General features: G+C 71.7%; 12 protein-coding genes. 1 reads left to right on the forward strand and 11 read right to left on the reverse strand.

The window, feature by feature from the left end:
* Positions 1-152 precede the first annotated feature (152 nt).
* From ACIPUC_RS35570 to nrdR, 6 genes are all read right to left on the reverse strand, one after another.
* Positions 153-1,070, reverse strand: coding sequence for an ADP-ribosylglycohydrolase family protein (locus ACIPUC_RS35570; protein WP_446594525.1), 918 nt, complete (start codon positions 1,068-1,070; stop codon positions 153-155).
* 11 nt (positions 1,071-1,081) lie between these two features.
* Positions 1,082-1,741, reverse strand: coding sequence for a histidine phosphatase family protein (locus ACIPUC_RS35575; RefSeq protein WP_446594526.1), 660 nt, complete (start codon positions 1,739-1,741; stop codon positions 1,082-1,084).
* An 83-nt stretch (positions 1,742-1,824) separates the two neighbouring features.
* Complete coding sequence (locus tag ACIPUC_RS35580) at positions 1,825-2,430, reverse strand: YdbC family protein (RefSeq protein WP_030709623.1); 606 nt, start codon at positions 2,428-2,430, stop codon at positions 1,825-1,827.
* Between the two features lie 32 nt (positions 2,431-2,462).
* Complete coding sequence (locus ACIPUC_RS35585) at positions 2,463-3,311, reverse strand: arylamine N-acetyltransferase family protein (protein WP_446594527.1); 849 nt, start codon at positions 3,309-3,311, stop codon at positions 2,463-2,465.
* Positions 3,312-3,450: 139 nt separating this feature from the next.
* A complete protein-coding gene (locus tag ACIPUC_RS35590) occupies positions 3,451-6,342 on the reverse strand; it encodes a vitamin B12-dependent ribonucleotide reductase (RefSeq protein WP_446594528.1) in 2,892 nt (963 codons plus the stop codon).
* Between the two features lie 140 nt (positions 6,343-6,482).
* Positions 6,483-6,995, reverse strand: a complete 513-nt coding sequence (gene nrdR / locus ACIPUC_RS35595) for a transcriptional regulator NrdR (protein WP_266940660.1) — start codon at positions 6,993-6,995, stop codon at positions 6,483-6,485.
* A 468-nt stretch (positions 6,996-7,463) separates the two neighbouring features.
* Between nrdR and lexA the strand changes: the two genes are divergently transcribed.
* Positions 7,464-8,255 carry a transcriptional repressor LexA gene (lexA, locus tag ACIPUC_RS35600; protein ID WP_384216050.1) on the forward strand — a complete coding sequence of 264 codons (792 nt, stop codon included), beginning with the start codon at positions 7,464-7,466 and terminating at the stop codon, positions 8,253-8,255.
* Between the two features lie 144 nt (positions 8,256-8,399).
* Here the strand turns inward: lexA and ACIPUC_RS35605 are convergent, their stop codons facing one another.
* The 5 genes from ACIPUC_RS35605 to ACIPUC_RS35625 all read right to left on the reverse strand — a co-directional run bounded on the left by ACIPUC_RS35605 (position 8,400) and on the right by ACIPUC_RS35625 (position 17,645).
* Positions 8,400-10,370 (reverse strand): ATP-dependent DNA helicase, encoded by a 1,971-nt coding sequence (locus ACIPUC_RS35605; protein WP_446594529.1) that lies wholly within the window; start codon positions 10,368-10,370, stop codon positions 8,400-8,402.
* Between the two features lie 52 nt (positions 10,371-10,422).
* The gene (locus ACIPUC_RS35610; RefSeq protein ID WP_446594530.1) at positions 10,423-12,315 is read right to left on the reverse strand and encodes an IucA/IucC family protein; all 1,893 of its coding nucleotides are present in this window, start codon (positions 12,313-12,315) and stop codon (positions 10,423-10,425) included.
* A 98-nt stretch (positions 12,316-12,413) separates the two neighbouring features.
* The gene (locus tag ACIPUC_RS35615) at positions 12,414-13,112 is read right to left on the reverse strand and encodes a GNAT family N-acetyltransferase (RefSeq protein WP_446594531.1); all 699 of its coding nucleotides are present in this window, start codon (positions 13,110-13,112) and stop codon (positions 12,414-12,416) included.
* Positions 13,113-13,142: 30 nt separating this feature from the next.
* On the reverse strand, positions 13,143-15,137 hold the full coding sequence (locus ACIPUC_RS35620) for an IucA/IucC family protein (protein ID WP_446594542.1): 1,995 nt from the start codon (positions 15,135-15,137) through the stop codon (positions 13,143-13,145).
* Positions 15,138-16,247: 1,110 nt separating this feature from the next.
* Positions 16,248-17,645, reverse strand: coding sequence for a diaminobutyrate--2-oxoglutarate transaminase family protein (locus ACIPUC_RS35625; protein WP_446594543.1), 1,398 nt, complete (start codon positions 17,643-17,645; stop codon positions 16,248-16,250).
* Between the last annotated feature and the right edge of the window lie 122 nt (positions 17,646-17,767).

Below are 17,767 nucleotides of genomic sequence, written 5' to 3' on the forward strand. Positions count from 1 at the left end.
TCGGCCGCCCCCGATTCCAGCTGGGGCGGCGGAGCGGACAGCGTAGGCCGGTGTCAGGCAGTTTTGAACAGGCTCAAAAGGCTCCTGTGGCAGGACCGTGACAATCGGAACGGAGTCTTTCGCCCCGCCCGGGGCGCCGCGGTCGGATGCCGCTAACGCGCCACCGCCTCCGGGAGCCAGGCCGGCAGGGCCTCGGTGCGCGCCAGCCACGCGGCCGGGAGCACCTCGTCGCCGCGGGCGCCCAGTACGCCGCCGACGATCGCGCAGGTCGTGTCGACGTCGCCGCCCACCTGCGCGGTGGTCCAGAACGCCCGCTCGTAGTCGTCCAGCGACCGCGCCGCCGACCACAGGGCGAAGGGCACGGTGTCATGGGCACTCGTGCGCCGCCCGCAGCCCAATACCGCCGCGACCGTGGTCGCGTCGCCGTAGTCCAGCATGTCCCGCGCGCGACGGATCCCGGCGCCCACGGCACTGCGCGGCACCAGGGCGATCACCCCGTCCAGCAGGTCGGCGGCCTTCGGCGGGCCGGCCGGGTCCGCCGCGAGCGCGGCCGCCGCGGCGACGGCCATGGCCCCGCAGACGGCCTCGCGGTGCTGGTGGGTGGTGTAGGCGGAGATCTCCGCCTGGTGCGTGGCCTGCTCGGGGTCGTCCGCGTACCAGGCGCCCAGCGGCGCGATCCGCATGGCGGCGCCGTTGCCCCAGGAGCCCTGGCCGTTGAACAGCTCGGCGGCCAGCGTGCGCCAGTCCTGGCCCTCCCGGATCAGGCGCAGCATCCGGTTGACGGCGGGCCCGTAGCCGCGGTCGAAGTCGTGGTGGTGGGCGAAGGAGCTCGCCAGCGCGTCCTGGTCGATGCGTCCGTGCTCGGCGAGCACGGCCACGACCGAGCAGGCCATCTCGGTGTCGTCGGTCCACTGCCACGGGTCGGTGCCGACGGGCAGTTCACGCCGCTTCAGGAGCGGGTAGTTGACGGGGACGAAGTACTGGGAGCCCAGGGCGTCCCCCAGGGCCAGCCCGCGGAGGCTGGACAGGGCGCGTGCGTAGCGCCGTTCGGGAGTGGAATCAGGGGTCATCGCGGGCCACTCTAGCCGTCCAGGTCGTAGGGCTCGGGTGTGGTCCACCGCTCAAACGGGCGGTCCATCCGGTACCGGCCGTCCGGGCCCAGCACGAGCGTCCGGAATTCGCCGTTCCCCGGGTTGGACAGGGCCTCGAACTCGGCGACCGACCAGTGGAACCACCGCATGCAGAACAGCCGCATGGTCAGCCCGTGCGTCACCAGCAGCACGTTCTGCGGATGGTCCGGGGCCTCGAAGCTGCGGTAGAGGCTTTCCAGGAAGGCTCCGACCCGGTCGTACACGTCGGCGCCCGACTCGCCCTGCGCGAAGCGGTAGAAGAAGTGCCCGTAGGCGTCCCGGTACGCCTTCTGCAGCCGTACGTCGTCCCGGTCCTGCCAGTTTCCCCAGTCCTGCTCGCGCAGCCTAGGCTCCTCGCGCATCCGGACCCGCGTCGGGTCCAGCCGCAGCTCCCGGAAGGTCTGCAGGGTCCGGCGGTACGGGGAGACGTAAGCGCTGATCGTCTCGTCGCCGAAGAGCTCGCGCAGCCGTACGCCGACCGCCGCCGCCTGCTCGCGCCCGGTCGCGGTCAGCCGCAGGGCGTGGTCGGGCTCGCGTTCGTACACCGTGTCGTCGGCATTCCCCTCGGATTCCCCGTGCCGGACGAGGACGATGCGCCGTGGTCGAACCATTCCACGACCCTATTCGGCCATGGTCGGGCCGGCCGACCGGGCACGCCGGGAGGCATGCCGGATCGTCGTACCGTCACACCGGCTCAGACCGTCCAGGAGGGTTCGAGGTCGACGACGTCGCCGGTCAGGGCCTCGACATCGGCCTGGATCTGGGCGCGCAGGGAGAGCCGCTCGACCCGTTCCTGCCGGTACTTGCCGTGCTCGGCCGCTGCGTGCCACATCGACAGGACCAGGAACTCCCGCCCCGGGGCCTCGCCGAAGAGGCCGCGGACCATGCCGGGCGAGCCCGCCATGGCCGGGTTCCACACCTTCTCCTGCATGAGGGCGAAGTGGTCGACCCGGCCCTCACGGACGCGTGTGTGCGCGACCCGGACCACGTCGGCATCGGTGAAGCGCGGCTCGAAGCCGGTCTTCACGTCGAAGCGGTGATCGAAGAGGGTGACGCGCAGATCGGTGTAGGTGCCGTTCTGCGCGGCGGCCAGCCGGTCGTGGCTCCGGGCCATGAAGGAGTCGTAGAAGGACCGGCTCTCCCAGAACGCGAAGACATGCGCGACGCCCTGCCGGCCCCGGCTCCATCCGCCGCCCTGCCCCCGGAATCCCGGCTCGCCCGGCAGCCCCGCCCATTTGCGCTGCCCCCGTTCGAACCCGCGTCGGTCCGTCACCGTGCAGCGAATCCACTTGACCAGCACTGCGCCATCGTACGGTCCCGGCGCGGCCCGGGTCAGTCCCCGGAGCGGTGGATCCGTACCAGTTCGGCCGCATCCCGCTCGGGCAACCGAAGATCGAACTCCCGGTCGATTATGCCGAGCAGCGCCTCCGGATCGACGGTCTCCCGCTCCTCCCGCCCGTCGGGGTGGAGCCGGACGAGCTCCCGCCCGACCAGCGTCCGGCGGACGTCTTCGTTCGGGTGCTGGACGATGACCCGCCCGATGAAGGCGGAGCGGGGGTGGGTGGAGCTGTAGTGGTTGAGCAGGACGTAGTCGACGGGGTGGTACTGCTGCGGGGAGAACGCGTACAGGTCGCGCCAGGTTCCCCCGCGCAGGAAGCACAGCACGAGGACGCCGTCCGCCTCCTCCCGGACGCGGTACGTCCACTCCCCCTGCCGCACCTCGGCCCCCGGCTCGGCCAGCGGGACGGGCTCGCGGGGGCCCTGGTAGCCGAACCCGGCGTCGCACAGCCACGGTTGTCCCTCGACGGTGACGACGAGGACGGCGTGCGTCACCGGGGTCAGGGCGTCGCCGCGGGTGCGGTTGCGGGCGCCCCGCCCCGAGACCTCGAAGCCGATGCGCTCCAGGGCAGCGGCCAGCAGCGAGTTCTGCTCGTAGCAGTAGCCGCCGCGGCCGGCGTGCACGAGCTTGTCCTCCATCGCCTTGACGTCCAACTCGACGGGGCGGCCGAACAGGACGTCCAGACTCTCGAAGGTGATGGCGCCGGTGTGGGCCCGGTGCACTGCGTACAACGTCTCGAGGTCCGGCCGGAGTTCCCGGCCCCCACCCCCGATCCCGATCCGCGCCAGATACGCGTCCAGGTCCAGCTCGTCACCGCTCCACATGGCTCCCCATCTCCCCATCTCCCCGTGCCCCTCGCGCGTCCGCGGCATCCGCACCGTCGGCAGCACTCGCCCAATGATCGCGGGCCCGAGAACGCCTGAGGCGGGCAGGTCCCCAAGGGACCTGCCCGCCTCAGCGGATCACGGCATCAGCCGGATGTCAGCTGCAGCCGCTGGTGGAGCCGCAGCCCTCGCAGATGTAGCAAGAGCCGGCCCGCTGCATCTTCGTACCGCAGGAGAAGCAGAGCGGGGCGTCGGCGGAGACGCCGAGCTGCATCTCGACCAGTTCGGCGTTGCTGTGCGCCGTCTTCGGAGCGGGGACCGGAACAGCGGCCTCGACCGGCTTCGGAGCCGACGGCACCGCGGCGAGCGGGGCCGACTGCGCCAGGGACTCGGTGTCCAGCTCGTCCTCGAGGGGCTCGTACGAGCCGGTCTCCAGGTGGCGCTGGCGCTCCTCGGCGGTGTGGATGCCGAGGGCCGAGCGGGTCTCGAAGGGCAGGAAGTCCAGCGCCAGGCGGCGGAAGATGTAGTCGACGATCGACTGCGCCATCCGCACGTCCGGGTCGTCCGTCATGCCGGCCGGCTCGAAGCGCATGTTGGTGAACTTCGAGACGTAGGTCTCCAGGGGCACGCCGTACTGCAGACCGACCGAGACGGCGATCGAGAAGGCGTCCATCATGCCCGCGAGGGTCGAGCCCTGCTTGGACATCTTCAGGAAGACCTCGCCCAGACCGTCGTCCGGGTAGGAGTTCGCGGTCATGTAGCCCTCGGCGCCGCCCACCGTGAAGGAGGTGGTGATGCCCGGGCGGCCCTTGGGGAGGCGCTTGCGGACGGGACGGTACTCGATGACCTTCTCGACGGCGGCGCGGATGGTCTCCTCCGTCTTGGCGGTGACCTGCTCCTTCTCCTCCTCCTTCTTCTTGGCGGAGAGGGGCTGGCCGACCTTGCAGTTGTCGCGGTAGATCGCCAGCGCCTTGACGCCCAGCTTCCACGCCTCGAAGTAGATCTCCTCGATCTCCTCGACGGTCGCCGTCTCCGGCATGTTGACCGTCTTCGAGATCGCGCCGGAGATCCAGGGCTGGATCGCGGCCATCATCCGGACGTGGCCCATCGCGGAGATGGAACGCTCGCCCATGGCGCAGTCGAAGACCTCGTAGTGCTCGGTCTTCAGGCCCGGGGCGTCGACGACCACGCCGTGCTCGGCGATGTGGGCGACGATCGCCTCGATCTGCTCTTCCTGGTACCCCATGCGGCGCAGGGCCTGCGGGACGGTGCCGTTGACGATCTGCATCGAGCCGCCGCCGACGAGCTTCTTGAACTTGACCAGGGCCAGGTCCGGCTCGACACCGGTGGTGTCGCAGGACATCGCGAGACCGATGGTGCCGGTCGGCGCCAGGACGGAGGCCTGGGAGTTGCGGAAGCCGTTCTTCTCGCCAAGGCGCAGGACGTCCTGCCAGGCCTCGGTGGCCGCGGCCCAGATCGCGTTGTCCAGGTCCTCGGTGCGCGGCGCGACGGCGTTGGCGTCGGCGTGCTGCTTCATGACGCGCTTGTGCGACTCGGCGTTGCGGGCGTAGCCGTCGTACGGGCCGACGATGGCGGCCAGCTCGGCGGAGCGCTTGTAGGCGGTACCGGTCATCAGCGAGGTGATCGACGCGGCGAGCGTGCGGCCGCCGTCCGAGTCGTACGCGTGGCCGGTGGCCATCAGCAGGGCGCCGAGGTTGGCGTAGCCGATGCCCAGCTGGCGGAAGGCGCGGGTGTTCTCGCCGATCTTCTGCGTCGGGAAGTCCGCGAAGCAGATGGAGATGTCCATCGCGGTGATGACGAGCTCGACGACCTTGGCGAAGCGCTCGGCGTCGAAGGACTGGTTGCCCTTGCCGTCGTCGTTCAGGAACTTCATCAGGTTGAGCGAGGCGAGGTTGCAGGACGTGTTGTCCAGGTGCATGTACTCGCTGCAGGGGTTGGACGCGGTGATGCGGCCGGACTCGGGGCAGGTGTGCCAGTTGTTGATCACACCGTCGTACTGGATGCCCGGGTCGGCACAGGCCCACGCGGCCTCGGCGAGCTTGCGGAAGAGCGCCTTGGCGTCGACCTCCTCGATGACCTCGCCGGTCATGCGGGCACGCAGGCCGAACTTGGTGCCGTTCTCGACGGCCGTCATGAACTCGTCGTTCACGCGGACGGAGTTGTTGGCGTTCTGGTACTGGACGGACGTGATGTCGTCGCCGCCCAGGTCCATGTCGAAGCCCGCGTCGCGCAGGGCGCGGATCTTCTCCTCTTCCTTCACCTTGGTCTCGATGAAGGCCTCGACGTCCGGGTGGTCCACGTCCAGGACGACCATCTTGGCCGCGCGGCGGGTGGCGCCGCCCGACTTGATCGTTCCGGCGGACGCGTCGGCGCCGCGCATGAAGGAGACCGGGCCGGAGGCGTTGCCGCCGGAGGAGAGGAGCTCCTTGGAGGAGCGGATGCGGGAGAGGTTCAGGCCGGCGCCGGAGCCGCCCTTGAAGATCATGCCCTCTTCCTTGTACCAGTCGAGGATCGACTCCATGGAGTCGTCGACGGCCAGGATGAAGCAGGCGGAGACCTGCTGCGGCTGGGGCGTGCCGACGTTGAACCACACCGGGGAGTTGAAGCTGAAGATCTGGTGCAGGAGCGCGTAGGTCAGCTCGTGCTCGAAGATCTCCGCGTCGGCGGGCGAGGAGAAGTAGTCGAAGTCCTCGCCGGCCTTCGTGTACGTCTTCACGATCCGGTCGATCAGCTGCTTCAGGCCGGTCTCGCGCTGCGGGGTGCCGACCGCGCCGCGGAAGTACTTGCTGGTGACGATGTTGACCGCGTTCACCGACCAGAAGTCGGGGAACTCGACGCCGCGCTGCTCGAAGTTGACCGAGCCGTCGCGCCAGTTGGTCATGACGACGTCACGACGCTCCCAGCTCACCTCGTCGTAAGGGTGCACGCCGGGGGTGGTGTGGATGCGCTCGATACGCAGGCCGCCCTTGGCAGCCTTGGTCCCCTTGGCGCGGGAACCACGTGCCGAGCTGCTCGCCGTCTCTGTCATGCCGCCTCCCAATGCGGGCAAAACGCCCTAAAGTGCCAGCGCTATTCCGCGGCACGGTGCTGTGTATCTGTATCTACGTCTCTTCGCTCGACTGACCGGCCACACCGCGGTGCGCAAGCGCCGCGGTGAGGGCCGTCCGGTCAGTCGGCGGCGGAGGCGGGCACGGGGACCGAACCGGTCCCACCGGGCCCGCACTCTTCGGGGTGAGGCCGCCGCTCGCGCAGTTCCACGATGGCGGTCTCGAAGTCTTCAAGGGTGTCGAACGCTTTGTACACGGACGCGAACCGCAGGTACGCGACCAGGTCGAGCTCCTGCAAGGGGCCGAGTATGGCCAGACCCACGTCGTGGGTGGTCAGCTCGGCACTGCCGGTGGCGCGCACCGCCTCCTCGACCCGCTGGCCGAGTTTGGCGAGGGCGTCCTCGGTGACCGGCCGCCCCTGGCACGCCTTGCGCACGCCGGAGATGACCTTGGTACGGCTGAAGGGTTCGGTCACCCCGCTGCGCTTGATCACCATCAGGGAGGCCGTCTCCACCGTCGTGAAGCGACGGGAGCAGTCGGGGCACTGACGGCGCCGGCGGATCGACGTGCCGTCGTCCGTGGTTCGGCTGTCGACGACGCGGCTGTCGGGGTGCCTGCAGAAGGGGCAGTGCATGGTTCCCTCACCCTCCCTCTTGGCACGACTGAATCACCTCACGAGACCCCTGAACGGCAGAGACGAGCTTTGCCGGGGGCTGGTGAAGCAGCCTCCAGCATATGCGATGCCGGGACCCTCGACGGACCCTGGGACCACAACTTCTGGGCGGCTGCGCTCATCCAACCACTAGATCTTGGGTTGGGGTGGATTTACCCGACTCCGCGTGTCGCAGCGCCCGATAGGCGGATACGAGGCCTTCCGGTGCCACACTGGGCCCTGGCCCGGAGGGTCGCGACCGACCGGGAAGGGTACCGTAAGCAGCGGATGCCGAGCCGAACCCGCGTTCGGCGAACCGCTCGCCCATACACCTCTCGATTTGCCCACGCGGGACGATCTGCGATTTTTCACTCGAACGTGTGTTTGGCGCAACCTTTCGAAAGCAACTACCGTTGTCCAGCTAGGGAGAACATTTCGAGAGGGGCCGACGTGACCACGACCGCAGACAGTGCCGCCATCACTGCCCAGAACCGCTCCCAGAGCCGACTTGAGCCGGTGCATGCCATGAACGACGCAAACCTGAACCCGGAGGCGGAGCCCGTACGCCCCGCACGCTCGCTGCCAGGTCGACCTCCAGGCATCCGCGCCGACAGCTCCGGGCTCACGGACCGGCAGCGGAGGGTCATCGAGGTCATTCGCGACTCCGTGCAGCGGCGGGGTTACCCGCCGTCGATGCGGGAGATCGGCCAGGCGGTCGGCCTGTCCAGCACGTCGTCGGTCGCCCACCAGCTGATGGCCCTGGAGCGGAAGGGCTTCCTGCGCCGCGACCCGCACCGCCCCCGGGCGTACGAGGTGCGCGGTTCCGACCAGCCCAGCTCGCAGCCCACGGACACCACCGGCAAGCCCGCCGCCTCCTACGTTCCCCTGGTCGGCCGGATCGCGGCCGGCGGCCCGATCCTCGCCGAGGAGTCGGTCGAGGACGTCTTCCCGCTTCCCCGCCAGCTCGTCGGCGACGGCGAGCTCTTCGTCCTCAAGGTCGTCGGCGACTCGATGATCGAGGCCGCCATCTGTGACGGCGACTGGGTCACGGTCCGTCGCCAGCCGGTCGCGGAGAACGGCGACATCGTCGCGGCGATGCTGGACGGCGAGGCCACCGTCAAGCGCTTCAAGCGCGAGGACGGCCACGTCTGGCTCCTCCCGCACAACTCCGCCTACCAGCCGATCCCCGGCGACGAGGCGACCATCCTCGGCAAGGTCGTCGCCGTACTGCGGCGGGTCTGACACCGCCGCCTCCGTCCAGCCCCCGGGACCCACTGCGCCGGTCCCGGGGGTTGCTGTGTGTTGGGCCTAACCGGCGCCGCTCTGGAGAGGGGGGTGCTCGCCGCACGGGTTGCTCAATTCAGGCTCCTGCCGTGCGCCCGGAAACTACTTCCCGTCGGCCTTCGCAGCGGCGTCGATCGAAGCGAGCGAGCGGCGGGCCTGGTTCCGGTCCGTGGTGTACCAGAAGTCCGGCAGGGTGGCCCGCAGGAAGGTCCCGTACCGGGCCGTGGCCAAGCGCGGATCCAGGACCGCGACCACACCCCGGTCACCCATGGCCCGTACGAGGCGGCCGGCGCCCTGGGCCATCAGCAGCGCGGCGTGCGTGGCCGCGACGGCCATGAACCCGTTGCCGCCGTGCTCCTCGACCGACTTCTGCCGGGCGCTCATCAGGGGGTCGTCGGGGCGCGGGAACGGGATCCTGTCCATCACCACCAGCTGACAGCTGGGGCCGGGCACGTCCACGCCCTGCCACAGCGACAGGGTCCCGAACAGGCACGTCTTGGGGTCGGCCGCGAACGCCTTGATCAGCTCGCCGAGCGTCTCCTCGCCCTGGAGCAGGATCGGGTTGTCGAGCCGGCCGCGCAGCTCCTCGGCGGCAGCCTTCGCACCGCGCATGGAGGAGAAGAGCCCGAGGGTGCGGCCGCCGGCCGCTTCGATCAGCTCGGCGAGCTCGTCCATCATGTCGCCGCGGGTCCCTTCACGGCCCGGTGTGGCCAGGTGCTTCGCGACGTAGAGGATGCCCTGCTTCGGGTAGTCGAAGGGCGAGCCGACGTCCAGGCCCTTCCAGACCGGAGCGTCCTCCCCCTCGACACCCTCGGGGGACAGGCCCATGGACGCCGCGACGCCGTTGAAGTCGCCGCCGAGCTTGAGGGTGGCCGAGGTCAGCACCACGGAGCGGTCCTCGAAGAGCTTCTCGCGCAGCAGGCCCGACACCGACAGGGGGGCGACCCGCAGCGTGGCGCCGAAGCGGTCGTGACGCTCGTACCAGACGACGTCGTACTCGGAACCGTTGGTGATCCGCTCCGCCACCCCGTGGATGCTCTCGACCGCGGCGAGGGCCTGCTTGCGGACGGCGTCCTCGTCGTGGACGGACTTGTCGCGGGTCGCGCCGATCGCCGAGATCACGTTGCGCGCGGCGTCCCGCAGCGCCATCAGCGCGTAGCCGAGATCCTCGGGAACCTCCTCCAGCCGGCCGGGGAGCGCCAGCTCCATGACGCGCTCGAATGACTCCGAGGCCGTCTGCAGGGAGTCGGCCGTCTTCTCGTCGACCAGTTTGGCCGCCCGCTTCACGGCCCGGTTGACCTGCCCGGGGGTGAGCTCGCCGGTGGCGACCCCCGTCACCCGGGAGACCAGCTCGTGGGCCTCGTCCACGATCAGCACCTCGTGCTGCGGCAGCACCGGCGCGCCCTCGATGGCGTCGATGGCGAGCAGCGCGTGGTTGGTGACGACCACGTCCGCGAGCTTGGCCCGCTCGCGGGCCGCCTCGGCGAAGCACTCGGCCCCGTACGCGCACTTCGTCGCCCCCAGGCACTCGCGGGAGGACACGGAGATCTGCGACCAGGCCTTGTCCGAGACGCCCGGCGTGAGGTCGTCGCGGTCGCCGGTCTCCGTCTCGTCCGCCCAGTCGCGCAGGCGCAGCAGGTCCTTGCCGAGCTTGCTGGTGGGGGTGGCCGCTTCGAACTGGTCGAAGAGGCCCTCCTCCTCGTCCTGGGGAGCGCCCTCGTGCAGGCGGTGCAGGCACAGATAGTTGGAGCGGCCCTTGAGCATGGCGAACTGCGGGCGGCGGCGCAGCTGCGGGTGCAGTGCCTCCACCGTCCGGGGCAGATCGCGCTCGACGAGCTGCCGCTGGAGCGCGAGGGTCGCCGTGGCCACGACCACGCGCTCGCCGTGGGCGAGGGCCGGCACCAGGTAGCCGAGGGACTTGCCGGTGCCGGTGCCGGCCTGGATGAGCCGGTGGGAGTTGCCGTCGATCGCTTCGGCGACGGCTTCGGCCATGGCCACCTGGCCGGGGCGCTCCGTACCGCCGACGGCGGAGACGGCGGCGTGCAGCAGGTCGGGGAGGGAGGGCTTCGTCATAGCACTGACAACCCTACGGGGCCGCACTGACAGCAACCGCACCGGCGAGGATTCATGGCCGGTACAAGGGGTTGGGGACGGTGCCGTGCTGGACGGCGTGCGGGCGCGTGGGGCGGTCGCGGTAGCCGTCCTCGTAGAGACGGTTCCGGTTCAGGCAGAGCCGTCCGATGCGCTCGCCGAGCAGGTCGAAGAGCTCGTAGCGGTCCTTCAGCTCGGGGAACCGGGCCTGGTGGCGGAGGATCTCCGCCCGTACGAGGGACCAGAAATCGCTCTCCGGGACACCGAGGCGGTCCTCGCACAGGGCTGAGAGGTAGCGGAAGACGCCGACGAAGAGCCCGGAGTGGATGAACTGGGGCAGGAAGTCGGCGGGCTCGGTGAGCAGGACCGCCCGGACCTCGTCGGGCAGGGAGTCCAGCTCGGGGAGCGGTTCGGCAGTGATGTTGATGTCGTCCACGAAGTCCTTGACCGCGAGCCGGACCGGGACGTCGTGTTCGTCGAAGATCACGATGGCGTTCTCGCCGTGCGGGGAGAAGACGGTGCCGTAGCGGTAGAGGAAATGGAGGAGCGGGGGCAGCAGGGCGGTGAAGAGGCGCTGCAGCCAGGCGGTCGGGGTCAGCCCGGACCGGGCGACGAGTTCGGCGGTGAAGGACCGGCCGCGGGGGTCGGTGTGGAGGAGCGAGGCGAGGGTGCGGGCGCGCTCGCCGGGTGCGAGGCGTCCGGTGAGGGGCTCGCGCCAGATCGCGCCGAGGAGCTCCTTGTACTGGTAGGGGACCTCGGGGAGCGCGTCGTAGACGGGGTGGCGGACGGTGACGGAGGCGACCTCGCCCAGCAGGATGACCCCGCATTCCTCGCGCAGGAAGGGGTCGGCGTCGCGGAGGGAGTGGATCCATGCGGTGACGGCGGGGGCGGCGAGGGTGAGGTCGCTGGGCAGGCCGCGCCAGACCATGGTGTTGAAGACGGAGAGCGGCAGCTTGACGCTGTGCCGGTCGGGGCGGGTGAGGTTGAGGAAGGTACGGATCGACTGCTGGGGCAGGCGTACGTCGGGATCGGCCGGGAGCGGTACGAGGGCGTCGGAGGCGAGGGCCGGGGCGAAGAGGGGGAGGACGACCTCGTCCCACTGCCAGGGATGGACCGGCAGGTAGAGGTAGTGGAGCGGATCCAGGCCGCGGTCGCGCAGGGCCTGGTCGTAGCCGGCGCGGGTGACGGGGTCGAGCTCTGCGGCGTAGAGCCGGGCCGGCTCCTCCAGACCGGCGGTCCCCCGGTAGGTGGCGAGCGAGATGTGGGCGGCGAGCCAGGGCAGCCGCTGACGGGTGCGGGCCTCCGGCGCCCAGGCTGCGGTGTCGGAGAAGGAGAGACCGATGCGGCCCTTGTTGAGGACGAGCCAGGGGTGACCGGTCTGGTGGCCTTCGAGGAGGGCGTATTCGAGGTCGGCGAGGACGTCGGCGGTGAGCGCGGTGTGGTCGATCCGGGCATCGGCGGCGAGGGTGGCGCTGAGCTCGCGGACGAGGTGGCCGAGGGTGGCTCCGTCGAGACCGAGGAGGGTACGGGAGCGGACGAGGAAGGCGTACGGATCCCCGAAGGCGGTCGGCGGCTGCGCGGAGGCTCCCGGCGGGGTGGGGGCTGACGGCGGGGTGGAGGCTGACGGCGGGGTGAGGGTGATGGTGTCGGGGATGACGTGCCAGCTGCCGTACGAGCGGCGGCGGGCCCGGAAGCCGAGGACGCTGCCGTCGTCCAGGGTCAGGCTCCACGCGTCACCGGCGGCGGCCGGGACGGGGACGGGGCTGACGATCTCCTCGTAGGCGAACTCGGCGAGCATCTTGGCGAGCAGGCAGCGGGCGGCGGAGCCCCAGGTCGCGAGGGTGAGCTCGGGCGGTGTGCAGGGGTGTTGGGGCGACGGGGGCAGCGGGGATTCTGCGGAGTCGGGGGCTGCGGGGAAATTCGGCACGGGACTCCTCGGAGATCGGGAACTTTGCTGCGTGACGCAGAGTTTTCGAAGGGAGAGGTGCGAAGCGGCGACGACGGTCGGGACGCTCGGGGCGGCACTCAGAGGAGATTGCGCAGCGCCCGCTCCCGGATCATCAGGGCGGCACGCTTCTCGGGAAGATCGATTTCGGTGTAACAGCGGAAGCCAGAGCTCATGAAGGCCGATACGGAGGGGGTGTTTCGGATGTCCGGTTCCGCGATGACACGTGTGCAGCGGGGGCGGTTGTCGAGGATCAGGTCGGCGACGGCGCGCAGCAGGGTGGTGCCCAGACCGCGGCCGCGGTTCGTGCCGTCTCCGATGAGCAGGTGGATACCCGTGTCGTGGAGTCGAGCCGGGTAGTGGCGGGAGAGCGGGTCGAGGTCGGCCCGGTAGATCTCCCAGTAGCTCATCGGTGCGCCCTCGAGAAGGCCCAGGCACGGGATGCTGCGGCCGTCCCCGTCGAGCTGGGCCCGAAGGTGGGCTGCGGTGACCTCGGCGGGACCGGCGAGTTCCCAATAGGCGGCCACCTCGGGGTCGTTCATCCAGGCGGTGAGGAGTTCCAGGTCGCGGCCTGGTCGTACGGGTTCGAGGCGGAAGTCTCCGGCAGGGGTGTCGGTGCTGCCCCAGGTGGCCGGGGAGTCGAGGAGGTCGGCTTCGGCGAGCAGCGGCAACAGTCCGGCGGGGAGCCGCAGTTCGATGGTGTCGTCGTGGGCGCGGACCGTGCCGGTGGCATGGGTGGTGGAGCCGGCGGAATTGGCGGGGGCGTCTGTGGTGGGCATCGGGTTCTTCCCCGCGTCGGTTCCGACGCGTCAATCGTGAAGGGGGTTGGTGATGGTGACGTAGACGGACTGGGTGTCGACGGGTCCGACGAGTTCGTCGAGGCCGCCCAGGCGGGTGAGCAGGTTCGCCTTGCAGCGCAGGGTGGGCGAGTCGAGCAGCTTCGCCGGGAGCGGGCCGAGGCCTGCGGCCTTGCCGAGGAAGCGGCGGAAGGCGGCAAGAAGCACGCGTTCGTCGGCGAGCCGCTGGGATCCGAAGGCCCCGATCAGGCCGAGCACGTTGTTGATGCCGAGGTAGTAGGCGAAGCGCTCGTCGGTGACGGCGTCGGAGACGAAGGTGTCGCTGAGGCTGCCGATTCCGGGAAGCCGGTGCTCCAGTTCCGCGCGGCGGGATTCGCGGAAGTAGTAGCCCTGGTTGTCGCGGTAGCGGCCGCCGACAGGCCAGCCGGCCGGGTCGAGGAGGACCAGGGTGTTCTGCTGGTGCGATTCGAGGGCGATGCCGGCGAGCGCGTCGAAGGCGAGGACCGGCAGGACCACGTGGTCGAGGTAGCGCAGGAACCACTCGGCTGCGACGGCGGAGGTGGCGTGTCCGGTGGCGGCGGCGAGTCCGGAGACGATCTCGGCGAGCCGGGAGCTCATGGTGGCCCGGCCGGGCCATGGGCGGGGAGCGGTGAGAGCGGCGATGCAGACGGCGTCGTCGCCGGAGCGGAAGGGGTTGTGGCGCAGCAGGACGTCGAGTCCGGGGACGGGGGTGCCGTCCGGGGAGTCGACGGCGACCCAGGCGGGGTCGCGGACGACGTCGAAGCCGGGGTGGGCCGCCTGCCACTGCTCGGCGAGGCCGGTGCGGAGCAGCCGGTGCACTTCGACACCGCGGTGGAGCTCCTTGCGGAGGTTCTCACGGCGGGAGTTGGTGATGCGCAGGCCCAGGGACAGCTTGAGCATCGCGGGTGAGCCGGGTCGGTGGACGGTCCGGACGGAGGAGGTGGGGTACCAGTGGACGCCGTAGGGGCCCAGGTCGTGCAGGAGTCCGGCGTCGCGGAGGGCAGCGACGGCGGGGCGGTGGAGCAGGTCGCGGGCCTGCCAGGGGTGAAGGGGAAGGGGGGTGGCGCCGTCGGGCAGTGGGAGTCCGGGGGCGAGGCGGCCCAGGAGCTGGGCGGCGGATACGGGTCGGCCGCGCTCGGTCCAGGCGGATTCGGTGGCGAGGGCGGAGGGTGCGATCGCGAACCAGTGCAGGGGGAAGGAGCCGTGGAGTTCGGGTGAGTAACGGCGTACTTCGGCCTCGGAGAGTCCTTCGCGGCTCTTCGGGTCCGGCTGGAGGGGGTGACCGAGGAGGAGGGACTGTTCAGCGGTCAGGAAGCGGTCCACGCCGATGGCGGCCGGGGCGGCGGGGCGTTCGCGCCGGTCGGCGATGAACTCCGCGGTGCGGCGGACCGAGTCGGCGACCCGGCCGACGAGGTCGGCGTTGCCGCGGACCGCGCCGGAGCGTCCGGCTGAGCCCGGGACCGCGCCCGGGCCTGGGCCTGGGAGCGCGCCCTCCCGGGCGATGAGTGCGGCCAGGGTGACGGCGTCCACGGCCTGGGCGGTGGCGGGGGCCCCGGCCAGCCGGGCGGGTCCGAAGCGGTGCCAGCCCGCGGCGGACCAGTACTGGACGGGGACGAGCAGGGCCGTGCCGGATGCGGGGAGCGGGATGCGCAGCGGGGTCCCGGCGGGGCCGTCGGGCCGTCGGATGGCGGCTTCGCGGACCCAGCACCGGAGCAGGTTCTCCACCGCCGCCGCCTCGGCGGCGACGGCCGGGTCCGGGTGGTCCAGGAGGTCGGGCCACGCGGTCGGCCCGGGTCCGGCGGGAACGGCCCACATGGTCCGGGGTCTGGGCGTGCCGTCCTTCTGCCGCGGCACGGTGGCCGCCGCCCCGACGCCGGCCGCGTGGGGCTGCTGGCGCGGCGCCCCGGTGGCGGCGGCCGGGACACCAGCCTGCGGGTGCTCCGGCGGACCGGCGGGCCCCACCGGTGCGGAAGGCGCCGGGGGCAAGGGGGGCACGGAGGGCAGGAGCCTGGGCGCGGGGTCGGAAGACGCGCGAGCCTCGGGCGGTGCCTCACCCGCAGCCTGCGCCTGCGCCGGGTCCCGGTTCGGGCCCTGGGCGGCGTCGTGGGCGGCGTCCTGGGATTGGACCGTATCCAGGGCCGGAGCCTGAGCCGGACCCTGCACGGGGGTCTGGGCAGGGTCCGGGGCGGCGACCTGGGACTGAACAGTGCCTAGGGCCGGAACCTGAGCCGGGCCGTGTACGGGGTCCGGGTCGGGTTCCGGGGCCTGGGCTTGGGCGGGGGCATGCGCCTGTGTCGGGCCCAGCGCGGAGGCTGCGGTCGCGGCCTGGGCGGGGGCCGGGGGCAGGTTCTGGACCTGGCCAAACGCCCGGGCTTGGGGCTGGACCGGGCCCAGCGCCGGGCCCTCGGTAGTCGGGGCCTCGGTCGGGGGCTGGGCCTGCGTCTGGGTCGGATCCATGGCAGGGGCCTGGGTCGAGGCCTGCACCTGGGCCTGGCCCTGGGCGGGGGTGTGCGCCTCGGTCGCGCCTGGGGCTGGGGGCTGGGCCTGAGCCTGGGTCCGGTCCAACGCCGGGAGTTGGACCTGGGCAGGGCCCAGCGCGGGGGCCTGGGCCGAAGCCTGCTCCGGACCCGGGGCCTGCATTGGGGCGTGCACCTCGGCTGTACCGGGGGCGGGGGCCTGAGCCGGAGTCGCGGCCTGGGCAGCGTCCAACGCCGGGGCTTGGGCAGGGCCCAGCGTGGGGGCCTGGGCCGAAGCCTGCTCCGGACCCGGGGCCCGCATCGGGGCGTGCACCTCGGCCGTACCGGCGGCGGGGGCCTGGGCCGGAGTCGCGGCCTGGGCAGCACCCAACGCCGGGGCCTCGGCCTGGCCCAACGCCGGGGCTTGTGATTGGGCCTGGGCCAGGGCTGGGGACTGGGACTGAGCCTGTGCCAGGACCGGGGCTTGGGACTGGGCTGGGCTCAGTGGGGGGGCTTGGGGCGGGGACTGGGGCTCGGGCGGGGCGTGGTGCTGTGCGGGGGGTGGGGATTTCGGGAGGAGGTGGGTGGGGGGCGGGGTGGCGTGGTGCGGGTCGGGCATCGCGGGTCCTCGGGGTGCGGGTCAGTGGGTCCGGCGGGCGGCGGCCGGGATGGCGTCGGCCAGGCGGTCGAGGACCGCCGCGGCCTGCTCGTCGGTCAGGGTCAGCGGGGGGAGCAGGCGGACGACGGTGTTGTGGCGGCCGCCGAGTTCGACGATCAGGCCCCGGTGCAGGCACTCCTGGCGGACGGCCTCGGCGAGGGCCGGCGCGGCGGTCCCGGTGTCGGGGTCGACGAGTTCGACGCCGATCATCAGGCCGCGGCCGCGCACGTCCGCGATGCAGGGGTGGGCGGCGGCCAGGCCGCGCAGGGCCGTCAGCATCCGCTCGCCCAGCGCGGCTGCCCGCTCGGCGAGCCGGTTCTCGCGGACGAAGGCGAGCGTGGCGGTGCCGGCGGCCATGGCGAGCTGGTTGCCGCGGAAGGTGCCCGCGTGGGCACCGGGGGTCCACACGTCCAGACCCGCCCGGTACACGATCACCGCGAGCGGCAGGCTGCCGCCGATCGCCTTGGACAGGACCATCACGTCAGGTACCACCCCGGCGTGGTCGACTCCCCAGAAGGCGCCGGTCCGGCCCACGCCCGTCTGCACCTCGTCCGCGATCAGGGGGATGCCCCGCGCCGCGGTGATCTCGCGCATCCGGCGCAGCCAGGCGTCCGGGGCCGGGATGACCCCGCCCTCGCCCTGTACGGGTTCGAGGATCATCCCGGCGGGGGCGGGCACCCCTCCCTTGGGGTCGTCCAGCAGGTTCTCGGTCCAGCGGGCGCCGAGTTCGGCTCCTTCGGCGCCGCCGACTCCGAACGGGCAGCGGTGGTCCTGCGGGTACGGCAGCCGGGTCACCCGTACGTCCTGGGCCCCGCCCGAGGCGTCCAGGGCTCCGGCGGTCATCCCGTGGTAGGCCCCGGTGAAGGCGAGCAGCCCGGAGCGGCCGGTCGCCGTCCGGACGAGTTTGAGGGCGGCCTCCACGGCGTCGGTGCCGGCCGGTCCGCAGAACTGGACGCGGGCGTCGGCTGCCAGTTCGGGCGGCAGGTTGGCGAACAGCTCGGTGGTGAAGGCGTCCTTGACCGGGGTGGCGAGGTCCAGGACGTGCAACGGCGCCCCGGAGTCGAGGACTCCGCGAACGGCCTGGAGGACGACCGGGTGGTTGTGCCCGAGGGCCAGGGTCCCGGCCCCGGAGAGGCAGTCGAGGTAGCGGCGTCCGTCGGCGCCCTCGATGGTCAGGCCGCGGGCGCGCACGGGGACGATGGGCAGCGAGCGCGCGTACGTCCGGGCGGCCGACTCCCGCTGCGCCTGCCGTCGCAGGATGGCGTCGGCGAGGACCGGGCCGGCGACCCCCGGCAACCGGCCTCCCTGCGGCGGAACCTGCGCCGGAACCTGAGCCGGAACCTGCGGTGGATCGTGTGGAGGCGCCTGCGGCGGCGTCATCTGTGCGGCGGCGGCCGCGGCCGCCGCCGGCTCGGTCAAAGCCACGAGTGTCGGTCCTCCCGCACGGAGTTCTCTTCCGGATTGCGCCTCGAACACGAGCGCTGCCCGCCCATCCCCCGTAC

The organism is Streptomyces sp. LARHCF249 (assembly GCF_052871255.1).